Annotated in this window: 13 protein-coding genes; all 13 read left to right on the top strand. The window is 37.5% G+C overall.

The features are described from left to right. The first annotated feature begins 15 nt into the window (after window positions 1–15). Entirely contained in the window at window positions 16–711 is a 696-nt protein-coding gene (locus MHB53_RS07730; protein WP_340916866.1) for an ABC transporter permease, read from the top strand. A gap of 132 nt (window positions 712–843) precedes the next feature. Next, window positions 844–1851 (top strand): TAXI family TRAP transporter solute-binding subunit, encoded by a 1008-nt coding sequence (locus MHB53_RS07725; protein WP_340916863.1) that lies wholly within the window; start codon window positions 844–846, stop codon window positions 1849–1851. Window positions 1852–2123: 272 nt separating this feature from the next. Further along, window positions 2124–2639, top strand: a complete 516-nt coding sequence (locus MHB53_RS07720; RefSeq protein ID WP_340916860.1) for a DUF1850 domain-containing protein — start codon at window positions 2124–2126, stop codon at window positions 2637–2639. Further along, window positions 2623–4581: a TRAP transporter permease gene (locus MHB53_RS07715; protein WP_340916857.1), complete on the top strand. Its 1959-nt coding sequence runs from the start codon at window positions 2623–2625 to the stop codon at window positions 4579–4581. The genes MHB53_RS07720 and MHB53_RS07715 overlap by 17 nt, the downstream gene beginning before the upstream one ends. 423 nt (window positions 4582–5004) lie before the next feature. Then, complete coding sequence (locus MHB53_RS07710) at window positions 5005–6378, top strand: NAD(P)-dependent oxidoreductase (protein ID WP_340916854.1); 1374 nt, start codon at window positions 5005–5007, stop codon at window positions 6376–6378. 155 nt (window positions 6379–6533) lie between these two features. Next, entirely contained in the window at window positions 6534–7820 is a 1287-nt protein-coding gene (preA, locus tag MHB53_RS07705; protein ID WP_340916851.1) for an NAD-dependent dihydropyrimidine dehydrogenase subunit PreA, read from the top strand. Window positions 7821–7851: 31 nt separating this feature from the next. Beyond that, window positions 7852–9276 carry a dihydropyrimidinase gene (hydA, locus tag MHB53_RS07700; protein WP_340916847.1) on the top strand — a complete coding sequence of 475 codons (1425 nt, stop codon included), beginning with the start codon at window positions 7852–7854 and terminating at the stop codon, window positions 9274–9276. A gap of 287 nt (window positions 9277–9563) precedes the next feature. After that, window positions 9564–11036 (top strand): NCS1 family transporter, encoded by a 1473-nt coding sequence (locus tag MHB53_RS07695; RefSeq protein ID WP_340916844.1) that lies wholly within the window; start codon window positions 9564–9566, stop codon window positions 11034–11036. Window positions 11037–11057: 21 nt separating this feature from the next. Continuing rightward, window positions 11058–11288, top strand: coding sequence for a hypothetical protein (locus MHB53_RS07690; protein ID WP_340916841.1), 231 nt, complete (start codon window positions 11058–11060; stop codon window positions 11286–11288). A gap of 158 nt (window positions 11289–11446) precedes the next feature. After that, the gene (locus tag MHB53_RS07685) at window positions 11447–13081 is read left to right on the top strand and encodes a PucR family transcriptional regulator (RefSeq protein WP_340916838.1); all 1635 of its coding nucleotides are present in this window, start codon (window positions 11447–11449) and stop codon (window positions 13079–13081) included. Between the two features lie 450 nt (window positions 13082–13531). Next, a complete protein-coding gene (locus MHB53_RS07680; RefSeq protein WP_340916835.1) occupies window positions 13532–14155 on the top strand; it encodes a zinc dependent phospholipase C family protein in 624 nt (207 codons plus the stop codon). Window positions 14156–14526: 371 nt separating this feature from the next. Continuing rightward, window positions 14527–15993, top strand: a complete 1467-nt coding sequence (locus MHB53_RS07675; protein WP_340916831.1) for a CoA-acylating methylmalonate-semialdehyde dehydrogenase — start codon at window positions 14527–14529, stop codon at window positions 15991–15993. 20 nt (window positions 15994–16013) lie between these two features. Then, the gene (locus MHB53_RS07670) at window positions 16014–17366 is read left to right on the top strand and encodes an aspartate aminotransferase family protein (protein ID WP_340916827.1); all 1353 of its coding nucleotides are present in this window, start codon (window positions 16014–16016) and stop codon (window positions 17364–17366) included. Window positions 17367–17414 lie beyond the last annotated feature (48 nt).

The following is a 17414-nucleotide window of genomic DNA, read 5'->3' as shown; positions in this document are numbered from 1 at the left end:
AAAAGGGGTGATCCCATGGGTATTATTCAAGAATTATCACAGTATTATATACAAAACACTGGATATGTGTGGGAACAGTTTATTCGGCACTTTTTGATGTCAGCCTACGGGGTTATTTTTGCAGCGATCGTCGGAATCCCTGTGGGAATATTAATTGCTCGCTATCATCGTCTTAGCAGTTGGGTTTTATCGATTACAAATATTATTCAAACGATTCCAGCTTTGGCAATGCTTGCTATTTTGATGCTTGTGATGGGGCTTGGAGCAAATACGGTTGTAATGAGTTTATTTTTATACTCTCTCTTACCAATCATCAAAAATACGTATACAGGCATTAGGGGTATTGACCGACCAGTGCTTGAATCGGGTTTTGCGATGGGAATGACTAAATTCCAATTATTATGGATGGTCGAGTTACCGCTAGCAATGTCCGTTATTTTAGCAGGATTGAGGACTGCCCTTGTTATTTCGATCGGCGTTGCTACGATCGGTGCCTTCATTGGAGGAGGAGGTTTAGGGTCTATTATTATTAGGGGGACGAATGTAACAGATGGCGCTGCGATCATTTTGGCTGGTGCGATACCTACCGCCGTGATGGCTGTTGTAGCAGATTTCGTAATGGGATGGTTAGAAAGACTGCTTGCACCAAACCGGAGAACTTCCCAAGGGAAACTGTCCACACCAATTGCACAAAATGAAAATCCAGTATAAAAGACCTATAAGAATTATAGGGTGCACACCTATCTGACTAAGACAAACTAATCTTTGCATTGAAATTCAATTGTGTTAAACTTGTGAATGAATTTCTAAAAATTAAAAAGTTAATCATGAGGGGGAGAGCCGATGAAAAATAGTAGGTTACTACTAAATTTAGTACTCTTGCTAGTACTTTCTATTGTATTAGTAGCATGTGGTGCCGGGGATAAGAAAAACGGCGATGGTGGCGATAAAGAGGGTAAAAAAGGAAGCGATTACGGAATTAAATACCTTAGTCTAGCAACCGGTGGTACGGGTGGAACTTATTATCCACTTGGTGGCAATTTTGCAAATATGATTAAAGATGCAACAGGTGTAGAGGCAAATGCAACTACCTCTGGTGCCTCAGCTGAAAATATGACGCTCATTCAAAAAGGTGAAGCAGAAGTCGCTTTTACACAGACGGATATTGCGACATATGCAAATGAAGGAACAATGATGTTTAATGGTAAAAAGGTTGACAATATTAGAGGGCTTGGCACACTTTATCCTGAGACAATTCAAATTGTAACAACTGCAAAATCAGGTGTTAAATCAGTTGCAGACTTGAAAGGAAAAACCGTTTCTGTTGGTGAAGCTGGTTCTGGTACACTTGCAAATGCGGAACAAATTCTTGAAATGTATGGTTTGACAGTAGATGATTTGAAAGCGCGTAACTTATCATTTGATGATTCTACTACAGGTATCCAAGACGGTACGATTCATGCAGCCTTCATAACGGCTGGAACACCGACTGGGGCGGTGGAAGGCCTGGCAGCAACAGAGGATGTTATCATTATTCCTCTTGAAACCGATAAAATAGATGCTTTGATCGAAAAGTACCCTTACTATGCGAAAGAAACAATTCCGTCTGGTACCTATGGATCTGATAAAGATCTTGAAACAGTTGCAGTACAAGCGATGTTAGTTGTTAGCGCTGACTTAACTGATGATTTTGTCTACGAGGCGACGAAAGCGATATTTGAAAATACGGATAAAATTGGTCATGCAAAAGGTAAACTGATTAAAGCCGAAAAAGCACTAGATGGGATGGCAATTGAGTTACATCCAGGTGCAAAAAGATATTTTGATGAAAAAGGTATATCTGCAAAATAGGATATTCTTACTTCATTAGACAGCCAATTCTACACATAACGGCAGTAATCCCCCACCAAAAGCTGGGCGCAGCAAAGCAGAAAAGGTGGGGGATATTTATTAGGAAATGTTAATTCATTACGCTGTACGATGCAGATCATATAGGCAAACACAATACAAACATGCATTCATGGTCGTAAGGTCATCTGTCAGTACGAAAACCCCGATTGTTAAAGCTTTTGAGTCGGTCTATTCTCTTTCAATATGAATTGGGAAGAGTTGGAGATATCATGATGAAATATAAATACCTATTACTTTTTTCAATCTTAGTTATATTATTAATATGTATACCTTTTCAACAATGCTTTGTCATTGAAGCAGGAAAAACGGGAAAGGTCCTTGCCTATTTTCCATTACAAAAAACAGACAGAGTCTTTCATATTGAATATACGCATTCTATTCATCTATCGAATGTGAAAGAAACATATGAAGTGTTGAAAAACGGAGAAATCCAACAAATTGAATTAATGTATGAAGACACATCCATTGGTATGCCTTCAAATGCCGAAGATGGCGAAACATTCGAAGTGATGGATGGAAGGTATTATATTAGAAATATGAAACGTACATTTCCGTCTATACATATGCGGACAGCACAAGTGGTAGGAGAGCACATATTGGAAGTGGATCAAACAAGCTTTTCGTTTTCCCGGGTCGTAGAGCCTGGATCGCTTGTTATCATTCGCGTGAGACGATTGGCGTTGTGGCAGACGTGGAAAGGAGTGAATATTATTGGCAGACAAGTATGAACACGAATCATTATCTATTGAAGAGCAGCAAAAGCTGTTAGAAAAATATGATCCTGAATCAGCTACACGAAAACTGAGAGGGAAGCTTAGCGTTGTTGTATTTTTCGGCTTATTGGCTTTTTCTGTTTTTCAATTATATGCATCAATCTCTCAGGCAATTCCGCGTCAAATCCTATTATCTATTCATCTTGGATTTGCTTTATCCCTTATCTTCATCTTGTTCCCAGCGAACAGGAAATCTAAGAAGAAAAATACAGTAGCGTGGTATGATTATATATTTGCGTTATTATCAGTTGGAGTGGGAGCTTACTGGCCATTAATGATAGATACGATTGTAAACAGAGTAGGGATATTGACTACTCTTGATTTAACGGTAGGAACGATTGCTATTTTACTAACTCTTGAAGCAACAAGGCGTGCTGTAGGGATGCCAATCACGATTATTGCGACGTTGTTTATGGCTTACGCTTATTTCGGGCAATCGATGCCGGGATTTCTGGGACATCGTGGATTGAATTTTGAATCTCTAGTAAATACGATGTTCTTTACCTCTCAGGGAATTTTGGGAACCCCGTTGTATGTATCAGCAACATTTATTTTCTTATTCTTATTATTTGGTGCTTTTTTAGTGAAAACTGGTGTTGGTCAATATTTTAATGATTTAGCTCTATCCTTTGCGGGACGTAGGGTTGGAGGACCGGCTAAAGTAGCAATCTTCTCAAGTGCATTGCAAGGAACAATTAGTGGAAGTTCCGTTGCGAATGTTGTAACATCTGGTTCATTCACAATACCAATGATGAAAAAGCTTGGATATAGAAAAGAATTTGCCGGTGCTGTAGAGGCGGCAGCATCTACTGGTGGGCAAATTATGCCACCTGTCATGGGCGCGGCAGCGTTCTTGATGGTTGAATTTATTGGTGGAATTAGTTATTGGGAGATTGCGAAAGCAGCGGCTATTCCTGCTATTCTATATTTCTCCGGCATTTGGATTATGACCCACTTTGAAGCTAAAAGGGTCGGTTTAGAGGGGTTGCCGAAAGAGCAGCTTCCGAATCGCAGAGATGTATTATCAAAAGTATATTTATTGATTCCAATTATATTGGTTATGGTTTTACTTATGAGTGGTGTAAGTGTGATGCGTGCAGCTCTCTGGTCGATCGTTGGTACAATCGTGGTCAGCGCTATACGTAGAGATACCCGTATCGGTTTTAAGCAAATGGTCGAAGCACTTGTTGATGGTGCGCGTACTGCTTTATCTGTTGCAGCTGCAACAGCCGCTGCTGGTATCATTGTCGGTGTAGTAACAAAAACAGGGTTGGGCTTAAAGCTAGCTAACGGACTTGTAGGGCTAGCAAATGAACAGCTGTTATTAACATTGTTTTTTACAATGATCACATCGATTGTTTTAGGGATGGGTTCACCAACAACCGCAAATTACGTCATTACATCGACTATTGCAGCGCCTGCGATTATCCTGCTAGGCGTACCGGCATTGCCTGCACATCTTTTCGTATTTTACTTCGGAATTGTTGCTGACATAACGCCGCCAGTTGCGTTAGCTGCATTTGCAGCTGCTGGAGTTTCAGGGGGGGAACCGATTCGAACCGGTATGAATGCGTCGAAGTTAGCCGTCGCCGCATTCGTCATCCCATATATGTTTGTGTTGTCCCCTGAGCTTCTAATGATCGATACGACGATACCATATCTCATTTGGGTCGTATTCACCGCATTTACCGGAATGATCGGCATCGGAGCAGGAATTATTGGCTTCTGGTATCGGAAACTGTATTGGTTTGAGCGGATCCTTGCTGGTTGCGCAGGATTGCTGCTCATGTATCCAGAAGGAATGTCAGACACCATCGGCATCATCTTATTCGCTGCATTGTTGGCTATCCAAATTTTCACAAAAAATAAAGGAAGATTTAAATTGGCTGAAAGTTAATCGTAAATGCCTTTAGGATATTATGTCCTATAGGCATTTTTTAATTGATGGGTGAACTTGGAATACTCAGGTAATTCTACAAAGTTTTCAAACCAAATATGCTACTGTTGAAAAATATAGCGTATTTTGATTAGGGTGAGATGTTACATAATGAAAGATAAACGTTGTACATCATTTAACAAAATGTATAGTGTAAACAGGGTTGCAAAAACGTAGAATGAACATAAACTCAAACGTATAAAAATCAAAAATAGGAGGATTATTGAATAATAGATTTATAAATTACTGATAATAGAAAGCGCTTACTATTGTTAGGGAAGCTACTTTGATTGCGAACACTAATAATACTCCATTAATAAAAGTCCTTTCTCTGTCATTTTAATGCAAGGTTTTTAATATCTTTTCTAAAGGAGGTTGTCTACTGTGAGTAACGCAACGCGATCGAGGATTTTGTTTGATGATTTAAATGAAAACTTTAAAGAAGTTGATCCAGGTTTAACAAATCATGAGGCTATGGATGAATCGAATCGATGTCTTTATTGTTATGATGCTCCGTGTATTACTGCTTGTCCAACTGGAATTGATATCCCTTCTTTTATTAAAAAAATTGCTTCAGGTAATATAAGAGGATCAGCAAAGACCATTATGACGGAAAATCCTGTTGGTGCTAGTTGTTCCCGCGTTTGTCCTACGGAAGAATTATGTGAGGGTGCTTGTGTCCTTAACCACTCAACAAAGCCAATTATGATTGGGAATCTGCAGCGATATGCAACAGATTGGGCAATAAAAAATGAGCAGGTCTTATTTAAACCAGGAAAGAATAATGGAAAAAAGGTCGCGATTATTGGCGGAGGTCCAGCTGGTTTGTCCGCTGCAAGAGAACTCGGGCTCTTGGGCTATGATGTTACTATTTTTGAGGCAGAAGAAAAGGCAGGCGGTCTAAACACATACGGAATTGTATCATTCAGACTTCCGCAAGCAATCTCTTATTGGGAAGTGAAGCAGGTAGAAAGTTTGGATGTGGAAATTAGAACGAATACACGGGTCGGAAAAGATATATCTGTAGAAGAAATACAGAGGGATTATGACATTATTATACTTGCAATAGGGATGTCTAAAGTACCGGATATTGGTATTAGTGGGGAAGATTTGTATGGAGTATATGATGCGATTGAATTTATTAAAGATACGAAAACAAAGCCGATAACCGATCATTTTCTAGGCAAGAAAGCAGTTGTGATCGGTGCAGGAAATACAGCGATTGATGGTGCGACTTGCTCTGTGCGATTAGGTGCGGAAAACGTAAAAATTCTTTATAGAAGAACGCTTGAAGAAATGACCGCATATGAGTTTGAATATGAATTTGCAAAGCAAGATGGTATTGAATTTAGATGGCTTGCCTCTCCGGTAAGAATTATTGGTGATGAAAATGATCATGTAAAAGAATTGGAATGTATCAAAATGGAGTTAGGAGCACCTGGTGAGGATGGACGGCGTCGCCCAGTTCCAATTGAAGGATCAGAATTTATACTAGCAGTTGATGCTGTCATAAAGGCGATAGGGCAGTCAAGGTATATAGAGCTTATTGAAGAATTTGGACTAGAACATAATGGCGGGGTCGTAAAAATTGACGCAAATACATTTCAAACTTCAAATGAAAAGATATTTGCATGTGGAGACGTGATTTTTGGTAAAGGTCAAGGCGAAGCAATGGTTGTATCGGCTGCACAACAAGGAAAGGAGACAGCTTATGCAATCCATAGATTGCTATTTCAATCTGTCTCTGAAACCGCCTAATCGTGTGTATTCGTTTCAGATAATCGAGGAATCGGGTGAAAATTTTCCCCCACCTGATTGGTAACTCCCAGCTATGCTTTGCTTAGAAGAGGGGTCTAAAACCCTAAATAAAAAACAAGATAAATGGTAAAGAAAAAGATTAAGGGGGTAAAAGAATGGCAGATTTACGTATTAATTTAGCTGGAATTAAATCACCTAATCCATTTTGGTTAGCCTCAGCACCTCCAACAAACTCTGGATACCAAGTGCAACGGGCATTTGAAGCGGGATGGGGTGGGGCTGTTTGGAAAACCTTAGGTGATCCGATATTAAATGTTTCATCACGATTTGCTGCGGTTAGCTTTAATGGTCAAAAAGTAGCTGGTTTTAATAATATTGAATTAATCACAGACAGACCGTTGGAAGTGAATTTAAAGGAAATTTATGAGACGAAAAAGCGTTTTCCGAATCATGCAATTATCGCATCATTAATGGTTGAGCCAAAACAAGATAAATGGCATGAAATAGTTAAAAGAGTGGAAGATGTGGGTGTGGATGGTCTAGAGCTTAACTTTGGATGTCCACATGGAATGGCTGAAAGAGGGATGGGATCAGCTTCTGGTCAAGTGCCAGAATTGGTTGAAAAACAAACATACTGGGCAAAGGAAGCTGCTAAGACCCCTGTAATAGTCAAGCTCACTCCAAATATTACCGACATAACGATGACTGCTGAAGCCGCTGTAAATGGTGGCGCAGATGCGATTAGTATGATTAATACGATCAACAGCCTGGCAGCCGTTGATATTGATTCATGGAATACAATACCACATGTTGGCGGAAAGGGTGCGCACGGTGGGTATTGTGGACCTGCTGTAAAACCAATTGCACTTCATATGGTTGGAGAATGTGCCAGAAACCCTCGAATAAATATCCCGATTTCAGGAATTGGTGGAATATCTAATTGGGAAAATGCTATTGAATTCATGTTAATGGGTGCAACTGGTGTCCAAGTTTGTACAGCAGCAATGCATCATGGTTTTCGGATCGTTGAAGATATGATAGATGGGTTAAATAATTATTTAGATGAAAAAGGGATTGCCACGGCGCAGGATTTGGTAGGAAAAGCAGTTCAGAAATATTCTGACTGGGGAGATCTTGATCTCAACTACAAAATTGTTGCTAATATTAACAATGATATATGTATTAATTGTAATAAATGCCATATTGCTTGTGAAGATACGGCACATCAATGTATTGATATGTTGAAAGATGAAAATGGAAATGACATTTTAAAAGTAAGAGAAGAGGAATGCGTTGGCTGTAATTTATGTGCAATTGTATGTCCTGTTGATGGAGCCATTGATATGATGGAAATACCAAGTGGACTTCCACCAATGACATGGAATGAACGTCAAAATGCCCTTGGGACTGTTGGTTGCAGCGTTGATATGCTAAGTAAATAAACCGTCTCCAAAAAATAGAAGGAGGATAAGCATGGGAAAAGTTATCAAGAATGGAATAATTGTAACCGCAGCAGATACATACAATGCGGACGTATTCATAGAAAATGGCGTTATTAGTAAAATTGGTGAAAATCTTTCTACAGAGGGTGCCGAGGTTATTGATGCGAAGGGCTGTTACCTATTTCCAGGTGGAATCGATCCGCATACACATCTAGAAATGCCGTTTGGTGGTACGGTAACAAAAGATGATTTCGAAACGGGTACAATAGCTGCAGCTTTTGGCGGTACGACAACAGTTATTGACTTTTGTTTAACAAATAAAGGTGAGCCATTAAAAGACGCCATTGAAACGTGGCACGCAAAAGCAAATAATAAAGCGGTGATTGATTACGGATTTCACCTCATGATTGGAGAGGTGAATGAAGCTGTATTAGAAGAACTTCCATCCGTAATTGACAATGAAGGAATTACTTCTTTTAAAGTATTTATGGCTTATAAAAACGTACTTCAAGCAGATGATGAAACACTTTTCCAGATCTTGGTTGCGGCTGAAGAACTTGGGGCACTTGTTATGGTTCATGCTGAAAATGGAGATGTAATTGATTATTTAACAAAAAAAGCATTGGAGCAGGGGAATACTGATCCAATTTACCACGCATTAACTAGACCACCAGAAATTGAAGGAGAGGCTACGGGAAGAGCAGCAACATTTGCAGGACTAGCAAACTCTCAGTTATATGTTGTTCACGTTTCGTGCGCTGATGCTGCTAAGAAAATTGCAGAAGCAAGAAATAACGGGATAGAGATATGGGGAGAAACATGCCCGCAATATTTATTATTAGATCAATCCTATTTAGAAAGAGCGAATTTTGAAGGAGCAAAATATGTGTGGTCACCACCCCTTCGGGAAAAGTGGAACCAAGATGTTTTATGGAATGCGCTTAAAACGGGGCAACTTCAAACATTAGGCTCTGATCAATGTTCGTTTGATTTTAATGGACAAAAGGATCTTGGAAAAGGAGACTTTACAAAAATTCCAAATGGTGGGCCATTTATCGAGGATCGATTAAGTGTATTCTTTTCCGAAGGTGTAAAGAAAGGACGGATTACATTAAATCAGTTCGTGGATATTACATCAACAAAAGTTGCTAAATTATTTGGATTATATCCTAAAAAAGGAACAATTGCTGTTGGAGTAGATGCTGATATAGTGATCTTTGATCCTAAAGTAGAAAGAACAATTTCAGCTAAAACACACCATATGGCAGTAGATTATAATGCCTTTGAAGGAATGAAGATTACAGGAGAACCTGTTTCTGTATTATCCAGAGGAGAATTTGTCATTCGCGATAAACAATTTGTTGGTGAGTTAGGTTCTGGGCAATATTTGAAGCGTGCTAAGTATGGGGCAAACGAAAACGAAAAAGTAAAAGAAAAAAAGAAATTAACCCATTAAAATTGTACAGTTAATCATAAATTAAATAATTTGGAACTAGGTGGAGGATTATTCATACTAGAATCCTCCACTCGATTCATATGTAAATATTCAGAATCTTTAAAATAAATAACGAAAGGGGGAATTGGAATGTAACATTAATGGTAGCCGAATCAATAGATTGGATACAGAGGAAAATCCAAAGAAGACTAAAGATACGTTGGTGGGGAGTAAATCATATATTCCCTTTTAATGATTTCTAGCGCCCGTGTTTAGAAAGTTCCACACCAGAAAATAGGGGGGGTTTCATGAAGCAGAATGGGAGTTATTTGAAGTCTGATGATTTACTACCTATATCTCACGGTGATAGAAAAATAGGATCGAAAGGTTTTGCAGTTATTTGGGTAGGGATGGCAGTTGTTTTAGCGGCATTTGCCATTGGTGGCTCAGGAGTTCAAAGTTTATCATTAGGATGGGTTGTTTTTGCAACGATTATTGGATCTGTCGCGATAGGAATCTTTATGACCATCATTGGCGATATAGGTATCGAACATGGTCTTTCCTTTCCAGTCTATATGAGGGCACCATTTGGAACGATTGGTACACATATTCCATCCTTAGTACGTGGTATAACAGCATCTTGTTGGTTTGGGCTCAATACGTATTTCGGAGCAACAGCGATGAATGGAATTTTAAATATACTCTGGGGATTTGATAACTGGTTTGTATGCTTCTTACTATTTGCAGTAGTTCAATTAGTAAATACAGCATTAGGAATAAAAGCAATTGAACGGTTTGCGGATTTGGCAGCGCCAACGATTATTCTTATTTCTGCATGGATGTATACATCTCTCTCGGATCAAGCAATGTCGCAAGGAAGGGAAGTTTGGGGGTGGGTGGAAAGTCCCGTTACAGGCGGTGCTGCGATAACAGCATTTATGGTTGTCATCATGAGTAATATGGGATTTTGGGCTACATTAGCAGCCGATATGCCGTCATTGTCTAGATTTTTCAAAGCGCCAAAAAATGAACGAAACTGGTTTAAACGAAATAAATCACAAATAGTAGGGAGTATCATCGTCATGCCGATCGTAAATACATTTATGATCATTATTGGTGCTGTTTCCTATATTGCTGTATCCAATTTTGACCCTGTTGTTGCACTTCAGGAAGCCGCAAGCGGATTTATTCTAGGGATATTATTATTAATGATTGTGTTTGCGCAATGGTCGACAAATACATCTGCCAATGTTATTCCAGCAGCTACAATTTTTTCAAACGTTGGTGGTCCAAAGGTGCCTTTTTGGTTAGCGGTAATAATTGCTGGTATTATTGGTATCGTTGTCCAGCCATGGAGTTTGTTTGATATCATTATCCCGGCATTACTCATTATTGGAGGAATTCTCTCCGCGATTGTTGGTATTTTATTCACTGACTACTATGTGCTTCGCAAAAGGCGGGTGAATGTCCATGATCTGTATGAAGTGAATGGTCAATTTAAATTTATGAATGGGTTTAATATGGCCGGAATGATTGCTTGGGTTATTGGCGGGCTCGCTTCCTATTTTCTGCAAACATATTCCTTTATCATAGGCTTTGTAGTAGGAGCTGTTATTTACTATTTCTTGGCTAAATATTGGTGGTTTATTAAATATAAACAAGCCGAAATTGAAGACCCAAATGATGATAAATATTTAGGGATTACGGTTGGAAGGGACTGGGATATTGATACTGGTCAAGATCCATTAGTCGTCCCAGAGCCTATAAACACACAAATATAAAAGAAGGGACGTGTTAGAGAGATGTCTGAGTATCAGGAATTTTTACAAGAACGTGACCGCATAGACTTCTTATTACAAGAGGGATATGTTATTAAAAACATAATTGAGAATTTAAGTGGGGCTTTTGTAGAATTTGAAAAAAGTATAAATCCAAACAATAAACATAAAAATGAGATACTACACATATCTACCGCTGAAGGTCGAAAATACTTTGCTGTCTATTTAATTAAACAACAGACAGAAAATGCTTGAAATATATGTTGCGGAACTGGTAAGCCAAAAAAAGGTTTACCAGTTTCTTATTTTTGTGAAAATTGTAATAAAATAGAGAAGCTACCTCATAACCACTTGGTTTTAGCTTATAATATAAGAGATGGTACAAAATTCAATATAAGAGGGGGTTATTAAAAATGAAATCTTATATTACTGTAAAAGACATTCTAGAAAGAAAGCATTTTGAAACGGTAGAAGTAATTGCAGGTAATGAAGGACTAAACCGTTCAGTAAAATGGGTCCATGTAGTAGAAGTAACAAATATTCGTGATCTTTTGAATGGGGATGAATTAATTTTATCTACATGTATCGCATGGAAAGAAAAAGAAGAACATTTTGTTTCTCTTTTGGAGCAATTAATTGACTCCAATGCTGCTGGACTATGCATTGAAATTGGTACATATACCTCTTTGATTCCACAGGAAATGATCGATATAGCAAATAAGGCTCGGTTTCCTATCATTCTATTCCACAAGGAAGTTCCATTTGTAGAAATAACCCAAGACATTCATACGCTCTTGATCAATCACCAATATCAAATAATATCAGACTTAGAAAAGTATTCCCAAGCACTAAACAAAAAGCTATTAACAATTGAACATCATAATGAAATCCTCAAGTTTATCCAACAATATTTACAAGTTCAAGTTATTATTGTTTTTAACAATGATGAAACACAGTTTATTCCAGAAGTTTTCGAGCGGAAGCGAGAGACCCTTCTAAAGGTAATAGAAAACAAGGATAAAGCGTCTACCTCCATGATACAAACACCCTACTCCATAGCTAGAATACCGATTCATTTATTAGGTGATAACTATGCAGAGCTTACCATCACATCCAGCGAAAGAACGTTAACAGAATATGATCAACTCATTTTAGATAGAACAGCAACTGCCCTAGCGCAGTTACTTTTACGTAATCTTTATGTGGAAGAAAAGCGTAGGGTAGAAGAGACGGAGTGGCTTTCTGAATGGTTAGAAGGTAAAAAAAGTGAAGAATCAATAGATGAGTATCTAGCTTACCATACTCCTTACTTAAAGCCTAAAGGAGCATTAGTTTGCATATGTAAGCTTGATTCTTTTGAAGAATATTCAAATGTGGATTTAACCTATTTTAAATTGTATTTTAAAGCAATATTTGAACAGCAAGGATTTGCACTTTTTGCCTTAGAAAAAAGGAATACACTCATCTTTATCATTATTGATGAAAGAACTACTTCTCCATGGAAAAATAGAATGGAAGAAGGTATTCAAAGATTGAAAAGTTCCGAATCACCAATGCAAAATCATATGAGTAAACAATTAATAGGAATTGGAAAATATGAGAAAGAGTTAACGAATCTTCATAAAAGCTATCAAACTGCATTGGAAACCATTCGCATCCAAGAGAGACTAGAGAATCGATCTGATACTCATTTTTATGATGATCTTCATATTTTTCGTTTCATTTCAATATTAAATCGTCATATAGATTTAGATGAAACTGTATATGAATATCTAGACGCAGTTATTCTTTATGACAAAAGATACAACGGGAAGTTGATGGAGACATTGAAAACATATTTGTCTTGTAATGGTTCAAAACAAGAAACTGCTAAGAGATTATTCATTGTTAGGCAGACACTATACCATCGTATTCAAAAATTAGAAAAGTTATTGGGTGGGGATTTTATGCAACCGGAGAAAAGATTAGTAATTGAAATGATGATATTTTCATATGAATTTTTAAAAACTCCTAAACAAATGAACGAGGTGGATAGTGAAGTTTATTAGAGGATACTCGATAAAATACAGGGGTGAAACAGGAACTGACGTATGTATGTCAGTTCTTAGTCGATGATTCCTTATAGGCAATAAGATCAATGATTATAAGAGCTAACGATAATGCCCGTAAACTCTTTTTTTTAGGAAATAAGACAAAACTTTTTTTTATTAGAAAGACTGTTACTTACAGAGGAGATGAAAAATTATATATACAGCAATTTCAATCCTAAATATGTACAAATGGAATCACAATATTAAGAACCTATTACGATTTTTGTCAGCCTTTTAAATCAGACGGGGTAGACAAACTCCAGCACAAAGAATTGTAATGGCAGATAGTTATTTATAAAAGATAGAAAAATTTGAATTGCATATTAAAGAAATAAGAGAACATTGTAAAATTATGAACTTAAAGCTAAAGAGCAGAATAGTAAAATTTATTGAAAGGTGTTGGGAATTTTGGGTTCAAGAATAATGCACTTGATTATTGGTAATAAAATTGCAGAGTCTTTATCGATAGAAGATAAAACATCATTTTTGCTTGGAAGCATTGCACCAGATGCTGTTTTTTTACATGAAGAAAAAAATGTATCACATTTCTTTATAGGTGAGGTACAAGATTATTCAAGAAGTATTGATTATAAAGGATTTTTACATAAATATAGTTTGCTAGTAGAAAATAAAAATCATTATATATTAGGGTACTGTGCACATTTAATTGCAGATAATATATGGCTAAGAGGTTTTAATCTTTCTTGGTTAAGGAACAGAATGGATGCTGATGAAGGATTATATAAGTTATACCATAATGATTTCCGATTACTGAATGGAAAATTATTAGAATATTATGATACCACAGATGAATTGAGAAAAACGATTAGCCATTTTCCTACAATCTTAGATTTGGATGAGGTTAAGTCCAAAGATGTTGAAAAATTCATTTCTTATGTATTAGGGGATATGGAATACGATAAGGAAGTTATAAATGAAAATCTTAATGTTTTTACGTTTAATCAGATACTTGGCTATATAGAGACATCAGTTGATGTTGGGTTATTGAATATAAAACCAATATTTACTTAATATATTTATAAGTTATAATCTTCAACTAAAGGGCGCAGTTTAGTAAAGAAGAAAATAGCCTAGTTCATTACGAGCTAGGCTATTGTATATTAGGTAACAAAAAGCACCGCAAATGCGGAGAGTAGATAAACACTTTCATTAATTTTAACCTGTAAATTAGGTTATTGCGATAGATAACGGAACTCGTTAACTTATTAGCTTTCTTCTTTCTAGCATAGACAATCCTTTGTTTCAGCTCCTTCTGTATTTCTTGCAATATGTGGAGAAAATGCAATGAGTTATTTTACAATCTGTCTAATGAAAGCACTTTCCTTTTAAGCGATAATTTATATAGAAGCATTTGATATAAGGAAAGAGGAGGCTGCATTTATATGACAGTGATCAATCAAGAAATAGCAGTTTTAAAAAACTATATTAATGGTGAATGGGTTTGTGCAATAAGCGCAGATACACTAGAGGTCCCTAATCCAGCAACTGGAGAAATGTTGGCAAGCGTACCAATCTCCTCAAAAGAAGATGTCGATCAAGCAGTAAGAGCTGCAAATGAAGCATTTAAGACTTGGAAAAATACGCCTGTTCCAAAAAGAGCGAGAATATTATATAAATATCATTATCTATTAACGGAAAATCATGATAAACTAGCTCGACTAGTAGTCCAAGAAAATGGAAAAGCATATAAAGAAGCGTATGGGGAAGTACAAAGAGGGATTGAATGTGTTGAATTCGCTGCAGGTGCCCCTACGCTAATGATGGGCGAGACTTTATCAAATATAGCAGAAGATATTGACTCAGAGATGTTTCGTTATCCATTAGGTGTTGTTGGAGGAATTACTCCCTTTAACTTTCCGATGATGGTTCCTTTGTGGATGTTCCCTTTGGCGATTGCATGTGGAAATACATTTATTCTTAAACCTTCTGAGCGTACTCCAATCCTTGCAAGTGAACTTGTCGAGTTATTCTCGCAAGCTGGCGCTCCAAAAGGAGTCTTAAATATTGTTCATGGTGCACATGACGTTGTAAATGGTCTACTTGATCATCAAGATGTAAAAGCTATTTCATTTGTCGGCTCCCAGCCAGTTGCTAAGTATGTTTATGAACGTGCCGCTGCTCAAGGGAAACGTGTTCAAGCACTATCTGGGGCGAAAAATCATCATATTGTCATGCCGGACGCTGATATGAAAAAGGCTGTTACACATGTAATCAGCTCAGCTTACGGAAGTGCAGGACAACGTTGTATGGCATGTAGTTCAGTCGTTGTTGTGGGTAATAATGATGCATTTGTTAATGAGCTGAAGCGGAAAGCAGATGAGCTAATTATTGGAAATGGGCTGGATGAAGAGGTTTTATTAACGCCTATTATAAGAGAGACGCACCGTACAAAAGTATTGGATTATATAAAAACGGGACTGGAAGAAGGAGCATCATTAGTCCGAGATGGCCGAAGGGAAATGGATGAAATAAAGGAAGGAACTTTCTTAGGTCCAACGATATTTGATCATGTGACACCTGATATGACAATTGCAAAAGATGAAATTTTCGCTCCGGTTTTAAGTTTGTTACGTGCAAATGATTTAGATGAAGGACTCGAATATATTCGGAAGTCGCGGTACGGAAATGGAGCAACTATTTATACTAAAGATGCTAGGGCAGTAAGACAATTTAGAGAAGAAGCAGATGCAGGCATGTTAGGAATTAATATAGGTGTTCCGGCAACAATGGCTTTCTTCCCATTTTCAGGATGGAAGGATTCTTTTTATGGAGATCTTCATGTTAATGGTAAAGATGGGGTGAACTTCTTTACCCGTAAGAAGATGATTACATCTAGATTTGACTATTAAAAAGTGAAGAGGTGAAAAGAATGACCAAAATGAAACAAGGAGAAGAACTTTTAACAAAGGATAAAGATTATATTTGGCATTCAATGAAGCCGTATAGTCCTGAATCTACTATGATTGCCGAAAAAGCTGAAGGTTCTTGGGTAACAGACCATACTGGGAAACGTTATTTAGACGCAATGTCGGGTTTATGGTGTGTAAACGTTGGTTATGGTAGAACTGAACTCGCAGAAGCAGCTTTTGAGCAATTAAAAGAGATGGCCTATTTTCCACTTAGTCAAAGTCATAAACCTGCAATTAAACTGGGAGAAAAATTAAACGAAATGTTAGGTGAGGAGTATGTCATCTTCTTTTCCAATAGCGGATCTGAGGCTAATGAAGCTGCGTTCAAGATTGCCAGACAGTATCACCAACAAAAAGGTGAACATAGTCGTTATAAGTTTATAGCTAGATACCGTGCATATCATGGTAATTCTATGGGAGCATTAGCCGCCACAGGTCAAGCACAACGAAAATATAAATATGAGCAATTGGCTCCAGGATTCCTACATGTGGCGCCGCCCGACTTATATCGTACTTCGGACCGCACTGATTGTAAGCCTTCAGAATTGCAGTCAGTACAAGAGATTGACCGTGTGATGACGTGGGAGCTAAGTGAAACAATTGCTGGGGTGATTATGGAGCCAATCATTACTGGTGGTGGTGTGATTGTTCCACCTGATGGATATATGGCTGGTGTAAAAGAGGTTTGTGAGAAACATGGTGCATTACTTATTGTTGACGAAGTTATATGTGGCTTTGGTCGGACAGGGAAACCTTTTGGATTCATGAATTATGGTGTTAAACCAGATATTATTACGATGGCTAAAGGAATTACAAGTGCTTATTTACCTTTATCAGCAACAGCAGTAAAAAAAGAAATATATGAAGCTTTTAAAGGATCGGAGGAATATGATTATTTCCGGCATGTGAATACATTTGGTGGAAATCCGGCTGCATGCGCACTTGCACTGAAAAATATTGAGATTATGGAGCGGGAAAATTTATATGACAGATCAAAAGAATTGGGAGCGTATCTGAAACACAGTTTAACCACAGCCCTTGAGAACCATCCTTGCGTTGGAGATGTAAGAGGAAAAGGCTTGTTGATAGGAATAGAACTTGTGCAAGATAAGGCTACGAAAGAACCGTTAGAAACAAACTTAGTAAATAAAGTTATATCAGGGTGTAAACAAAACGGGTTGATTGTCGGGAAAAACGGCGCAACTGTAGCGGGTTTTAATAATGTCTTAACACTCGCTCCACCTTTAAATATTGAGGAAGCCGATCTAGAATTTATTATTCAAACGTTAACAGTTGAGATAAATGCCATATAAAATATTGCTTACACTTGTAATCTATACAAACTAATTAGATTATGAGTG

Origin of the sequence: Bacillus sp. FSL K6-3431 (assembly GCF_038002605.1) — a bacterium.
Classification (GTDB): Bacteria; Bacillota; Bacilli; order Bacillales; family Bacillaceae_C; genus Lederbergia.
Note: the sequence above shows the minus strand (reverse complement) of the source record. Positions and strands in the feature narration are given on the sequence as shown.

Excerpts from the sequence above, each read along its gene's own strand:
- MHB53_RS07730 (WP_340916866.1), top strand. The coding sequence starts at position 16 with ATGGGTATTATTCAAGAATTATCACAGTATTATATACAAAACACTGGA.
- MHB53_RS07725 (WP_340916863.1), top strand. The coding sequence starts at position 844 with ATGAAAAATAGTAGGTTACTACTAAATTTAGTACTCTTGCTAGTACTT.
- MHB53_RS07720 (WP_340916860.1), top strand. The coding sequence starts at position 2,124 with ATGAAATATAAATACCTATTACTTTTTTCAATCTTAGTTATATTATTA.
- preA (WP_340916851.1), top strand. The coding sequence starts at position 6,534 with ATGGCAGATTTACGTATTAATTTAGCTGGAATTAAATCACCTAATCCA.
- hydA (WP_340916847.1), top strand. The coding sequence starts at position 7,852 with ATGGGAAAAGTTATCAAGAATGGAATAATTGTAACCGCAGCAGATACA.
- MHB53_RS07695 (WP_340916844.1), top strand. The coding sequence starts at position 9,564 with ATGAAGCAGAATGGGAGTTATTTGAAGTCTGATGATTTACTACCTATA.
- MHB53_RS07690 (WP_340916841.1), top strand. The coding sequence starts at position 11,058 with ATGTCTGAGTATCAGGAATTTTTACAAGAACGTGACCGCATAGACTTC.
- MHB53_RS07685 (WP_340916838.1), top strand. The coding sequence starts at position 11,447 with ATGAAATCTTATATTACTGTAAAAGACATTCTAGAAAGAAAGCATTTT.
- MHB53_RS07675 (WP_340916831.1), top strand. The coding sequence starts at position 14,527 with ATGACAGTGATCAATCAAGAAATAGCAGTTTTAAAAAACTATATTAAT.
- MHB53_RS07670 (WP_340916827.1), top strand. The coding sequence starts at position 16,014 with ATGACCAAAATGAAACAAGGAGAAGAACTTTTAACAAAGGATAAAGAT.